The sequence below is a fragment of the uncultured Dokdonia sp. genome (assembly GCF_937910895.1).
Lineage (GTDB): Bacteria > Bacteroidota > Bacteroidia > Flavobacteriales > Flavobacteriaceae > Dokdonia.
This window is the reverse complement of record NZ_CALEMI010000005.1, coordinates 1-6,123: the sequence shown is the minus strand read 5'-3', so window position 1 is coordinate 6,123 and position 6,123 is coordinate 1. Positions and strand designations below refer to the sequence as shown.

The 6,123-nt window shown below is 35.9% G+C and carries 4 protein-coding genes; all 4 read right to left on the bottom strand.

Annotated features, from left to right (window positions below; all coding sequences use genetic code 11):
- Nucleotides 1-431: metallophosphoesterase (locus Q0505_RS00210; protein ID WP_299207382.1), on the bottom strand; the 431-nt coding region annotated here is incomplete at its 3' end.
- Between the two features lie 235 nt (nucleotides 432-666).
- Nucleotides 667-2,568: a hypothetical protein gene (locus Q0505_RS00205; RefSeq protein WP_299207379.1), complete on the bottom strand. Its 1,902-nt coding sequence runs from the start codon at nucleotides 2,566-2,568 to the stop codon at nucleotides 667-669.
- Between the two features lie 299 nt (nucleotides 2,569-2,867).
- Entirely contained in the window at nucleotides 2,868-4,961 is a 2,094-nt protein-coding gene (locus Q0505_RS00200; RefSeq protein WP_299207376.1) for an FAD-dependent oxidoreductase, read from the bottom strand.
- Nucleotides 4,962-5,183: 222 nt separating this feature from the next.
- Nucleotides 5,184-5,837: a DUF6624 domain-containing protein gene (locus tag Q0505_RS00195; protein WP_299207373.1), complete on the bottom strand. Its 654-nt coding sequence runs from the start codon at nucleotides 5,835-5,837 to the stop codon at nucleotides 5,184-5,186.
- Nucleotides 5,838-6,123 lie beyond the last annotated feature (286 nt).

Below are 6,123 nucleotides of genomic sequence, written 5' to 3'. Positions count from 1 at the left end.
GCAGCCTGCGATTCCTTTTGTACTCCATGCATTGATGTAAATCCAGCATGAAGAAATAATCTATTTTCTGAATCTATATAGTAATCTTGCAATTCGTTAAAAAACGCTTTATGGCGATTATCTGTTAATAAGCTAGTTTCTATATAGCTCGTCATCGTTTCTTTACCTCCATGGGCTAGCCAGATAGGATTGGTCGCACCTTTTTCTAGCCATAATCCACACCAAAGATCATGATTCCCTCGTATAAATACACAGGTATTGGAAATCGCTAATTCCAGTAATTTTTCTACCGTTTGAGCCGATTCGCTCCAACCATCTACATAATCTCCTAAAAAGATAAGTCTGTCTTGAGGTGTTACTGCTGCTTTTTCTAATACTTGAAGTAATGCTTTACATCCTCCATGTATATCCCCTATTACCAGCGTTCTCATGTAAATTTATTGTAAGGAATAGAACACGTATTGTATTGAGGTATATAATTTTTCATCATAGCTTTTAACCAAATATACGAATGAACCCTCATTTAAAACACGATTCATTTTAAAAGGTGTAATATATGTCTTGCGCTTTGGCTTATCCCTTGAAAATTATTTCTTTATCCGCTTTCGCGAAAGCGCACTCATTATCATACGTAGTTCTTAACATAAAATTAAATTACTGCACGGTCTATTTTACATAAAATGGATCTACAGCTCTATATATAGTTATAATTTGAAGGTTTGTAAGTAAATATAATTGTGCTATAGGGAGTTTTGAGGCATCAAACCCGTTGATTTCTTGCGGGTGCTCTTTGATCCATTTTTCAGCAACTTCTACAATCATAGCATTTGCTAGACCACTACCGGTACTTCCTGTGCCATTCACCATATTTGCTAATTCTAATTTTGGTGATTCACCAAATACTATTTGTGATAACCGAGCTCTATACTCAATGGTTGGGATCCCTAATGTTCTATATTTCTCCTGTAAAACAACTTTGTCTAAAGAATGTCTTCCTTCATGAGCAAACATGGTCGCATTATCTCTATACTGATCATATTTCTCTATAAATTTTAACTGTAATGCAACCCCTTCATATCCTTCCTGAAGGACTTGAGCGTATAATTGATCTAATGCATCTAGTTCTAATTTACTTGCTAGCCCCGCCAGAACAGTGTTCTTGTCTGTTGATTGGGTGGATTCTAATAACGTTTTACATATTTTCTTTTCAGCCTTCTTCCTTTTTACAGAATCTGTAACAGTTTCCCATGCACTAATTCCTAAATGTTTAAACATTTTCTTTACCCTTAAAAACCCTCCTTCTATAGCAAAACCTCCAGCGCCTCTGTCTTCCCAGTACCAACTAGGATATCCATTAGAAACCATCATATCCAATTCGGTGAAACTAAAATCTGCACTGTGACCATATTGTTCCACTTTACGAATACGTTCATTTACAATTTGTCCCATCACCAATCCCAAAATATTTGAACTACTCGTTCTCCCCAAAATAGAAACCGTGCCGAATTCAGATCTGATAAAGTTCCTAAATTGTCGCATTGAAAAAGTGTCTTTTACTTTTTTTCCAGCTGTTGCTTCAGTATATAACTTCTCACTGGTAGAGGTGATAAATGAAAGATACTCTTCTGTACTCCCCTTCTCTAACGTCATCTGCCTATAATACTCATTCGTATATGTTTTTAGATTCTTTAAGTATTTTGAATAGGCTACTATGTGCTGTACTTCTTTATTATTTTTTAAGTTGTTGTTTTCATTAGTTATAAATAATGTTGCCATCATCCCTGCGTAAGTATAGAATCGAGTGTCTCCTAAAGCTTTTATCAGTGTTATTTTTTCTTCAGTATTCAATGGTGTTGTATTCCATTTTGAAAGAATTGTTTTAAGCTGTGTTGCTGGTTCTTTAAAATATTCATAGACGCTCTCTATATCAGAAAATCTATAATAGGAAAGCCATCCTTTTAAGGCCATATCGCCATCAGTACGAAGTAAGGAAATCCCTAGTAAAGTTTCAGCAGCATTTACGTGGGTTGGATTTATGGTTACTATTTCTTGCAGCATATCAGATGCTTCTTTTAAAAGCACCGAATTTGGTTCTATATGGTTATCTAACTGAAATAGAGCTTGTTTAAGAACAGCTGAGCAATATTTATATTGGGCATATATTTTATCTGCGCTAGATGCCGCAATCTCCATTGATTTTTTTGCTGCTTCCATTGCTTTTGTATAGTTTCTCGCTTCTAGTTCTATTCTATGTGCGACAATCCATGTCTCTGATCTATAATCTCCAATACTATCTGCTTTTAACAATCTCTTTATAGCGGCATCATAGTCTTTGTAAAATTTCCAATCTTGTATGGCTAATGATCGTAATGCCTTACATTGCTCTTCCTTTGTAGCGGTATCATTTAATATTACTTCTAAAAAAAGATTTCTAGAATTCTCTAATTGCAACGAACCTTCGGCTTTGTAGGCAGCTTGCAATTGTGCATCCGCTTTTACCGCTTGTGCAGATACACTCATAGAAATTATACTTAATACAGCTATGATACCTACTCGCTTTGAAAACATACACTATTGCATTTAAAAATTAACACAAACAAATATAACTAAATAATTAGTTGTAACTAATTATTTAGTTTAAAAACTATATTCTTTATATATCTTATGCTATTTTAAACACTTTATTTAAATAGAATACGCACTTACCTACTTTAAATCGTTTTGGCTTACTCGTTTTCGCGAAAGCGTACACAGCATATATAAATGCATTCAATTACGTATGAACGTGAAAAAGCCTTACACATCACTTTACTATTATAAAACAGTATCATGACGGTAAGGCACCTCTCACTAAGTATTTAGATCATTTATATGGCAACATCTGGTGCTGTGAGTCTCCCCCACATTTTTTCCATCGTTTTGATCTTTTCTGTTTCTCCCATTTGAGCCAAAATATTATTTACTGCATTGTATGCCGAATCTAAGGCTCCTACAATCCATCCATGATGGACAGAGCAACACTCCCCTGCGATGTTTAAATGACCGTCAAATTCTGGCGTTAATAAAGTCTCATATAGATTTGTAAACTGTCCAGGACCAAATAAAGCAAAAGCACCACCACCTGCATGGTTATCCCAAAACCAAGTTTTGGTAGTTTCTTCTGGTTTATAGCCTGCAAAAGATCCATAGACATCTGCATCTGGATATAAATAGGCAATTCCTTTAAGACATTCGTTCACGCGTTCTTCATCCGTCAATGCACCCATACGTTCTGCATCTTGTGCCCAGCAATATACCTGTAATACTCCGCCTTCTGCATCATATCCGTAGGAAGGATATACAATTTGCCGATTGGATCTATCTGAAGTTCCTACGCCTAAACCTCCTTCTTGTCGTTCTCCTAGCGTTGCCCAAAATTGAGTGTTAAATGTAATAAACGCTTTAAAAGAAGGCATATAACGACATTCTCTAATTGCGCGTGCTTTTGAAAGGGAAAGATGGTCAAAGAAATTTGTTTTTAGCTCTCCGCTCAAATACGCACCATTAGGTAATGTACTAATCACATACGGATACTCTTTAGTCAGCGTTTCTTCACTGGTACCTTTGGCTACTTTTACTTTGATTCGCATCCCGCCATCTGTATCATATAATAACGGATCATGTACTACTTGAACCACTTTATGATTCATAAACACACGTTGCTTCGTATGGGATGGTTTTCCAGGTACTGGTTTTGGAGGGTTTGCTGGAGGCACACTTGATGGCGGTTGTGCATCTTCTGTTAGGTTATCTGGTGAATATCCTTTTTGTCCCTTTGCATTCTCAATCATCCCAATCTCTACTTGCGCCCTATAACCATCTTCTGGTAAGACACCCTCTTGTAAATCCAATACAGATCTACAAGCATCTGGAAAGTGTTGCATCCCTTTATTCATAGTAATCATGTAGATATTTGGATCTGTTAAGTCATAGGGATTCATACTTCCTTCCCAATCATACAAAGCAAGTACCATCTCTACAAAAGAGACCGCATACATGCCTGTACCTACATTTAAAGTCTCTAGATAACTTGCCACATTGTACGGCAAATTGTCTTCCTTTTTACCCATTTTTGGATCATAATACTCATCAAGGTCTTCTAGTTTGAATACATTGGTTAAATATCCCCACATAGAGTAATTATCAAACTTCATTAATTTTTGAAACGCTTTATCAAAGTCCTCATTCTTAAAAGCAACCATAAAAGGTCCATTTACTTTTTCAAGCACCATATTAATAGGTAAATACGGCTCCCCTTTGTCTTTTGACGTTGGTGTTACCCAAACCATAGGAAGACTCCCGCCTTTATCTTTTCCAAAATTGAGGGAATTTAAACTCGCATTCTCAGCAATGATAGGGGCTTCCATATTATTGTACCGCAAACGCTGTACATCAGAATTGTAATAAAACTTGCGCCATTCTACCATTTTATCAACCATTTTATTGCGTTTTAAAACGGCGTTGAGCGATAAACCTAGCTGTTGTACAGGTAGCATATCTGGTGAGAATTGAGGAATCCGCATCCCTCCTACTTCACCGTATAAACAGGCGGTATCTGGTTTTTTAGGATCATACTTTGTAGAATACCAAGTATCAATCCGACCGCCAACACGATCTGAACTTTCAAATATTTCAAATTCTATTCCTAGCGACTGAAGAATCAGTCCTGAATAGAGTCCTGCAAATCCTCCACCAACAATTCCCACTAACGGTGCATCTAATGATTTTTGTAAAGAATGTAGTTTGGAAATATTGCTTTTAGGTGCCGCACGTTGTTGTTTCAATTCAGTAGCGTAATGATCACCATGATTTTTTATGAGCCAATCAGAAAATGCTTTACGCATCGATTCTTTGGGTACTGCTGTTCTTTTACTAGTAATTTCACGCTTTAGATTGGGGTTATTAAATGAAAGGTAACTCATTGATTTATTTGGTTATAGGGTTAGAACTATTATTTGTTGTGATAAAAAACAAAAAGGAATCTAACAAATCTAATTGAGAATTATGACTTTTCTATGAGGAAAACTACGTGTTTTTTGGAATTTAAAATCTTCAAAGACCTCTTTTAAAGATAAAGAGTACGCTTTCGCGAAAGCGTATAAAGAAACCATTGATACGAGAGTTGATACATGAGAATAATGCTATTACTTTTTAAATCTCAGCGCATTCTCAACGGTAAGTGTTTTATCCCAAACGATGGATACGCCTATACTTTCCTTGGTTTCTTTGATATATTCATACATACTAGAAAGTCCTACAGAAGCTCGTAAACTAGATAGATTTTCTAGATCTTGAATAGGCCACACGGAGTTTTGATTGTTGGTGTTTTCAAACGTTTGTGTGCCGTAGCGTTGGGGCAATGCTGCATTCATTTGCAACCGATCAAACATCGTTGCAGCATCATCTGGATCTAAATAACCTAGTGCAACCATCTCTTCGACTTTAGGGTAATAGGTGCGCATCAAGGTATCATCACTGTGCTGTAATATAAGATATACAGAGGTGTGGGCTTCTTTACTAAGTCCTTTAGGCCAATCACAATTATTAAAAAGTGCTTTCAGATATTGTTGATTATACCTGTCTTGCTGTTGCATCTTTGTGATCAAAGAATATTGTTTCAGTTTCAAACTGACGTCTTCTTCCTTACTATTTTCAGCTAGCAATGGCATTAATTCCAATCTAATCTCTTGCCCTTTATTTTTCATGGCAATGAGTTCTTTATTAAGCTTCTTGATAGAGCAGTCTATAACTTTTGGGGTATATATAGTTTTAGAGAGGATGCTAAATAATACGATCATATAAAATACTGTTTAATGAAATCTATTTTTATATACAATACGGTGTCTCAATTCATTGATTTTATAAACATTACAACACAATGGCATAGCGTGGTGCATCTATGCCATGTGTTGCTCTGGTCTTGAGAATAGACATGTTGAGTGATTCTCAAAGGGTAGCGTATCTATAGTCTTAAGGGAACCAAAATTGATACGCTGCATAGGGGTGTTATTTATATTTTAAAATAGTGTATTAGACTATTTTTGTTTTGCTAGATTTTTAAGTCTATCGGAAACTATTTGCATT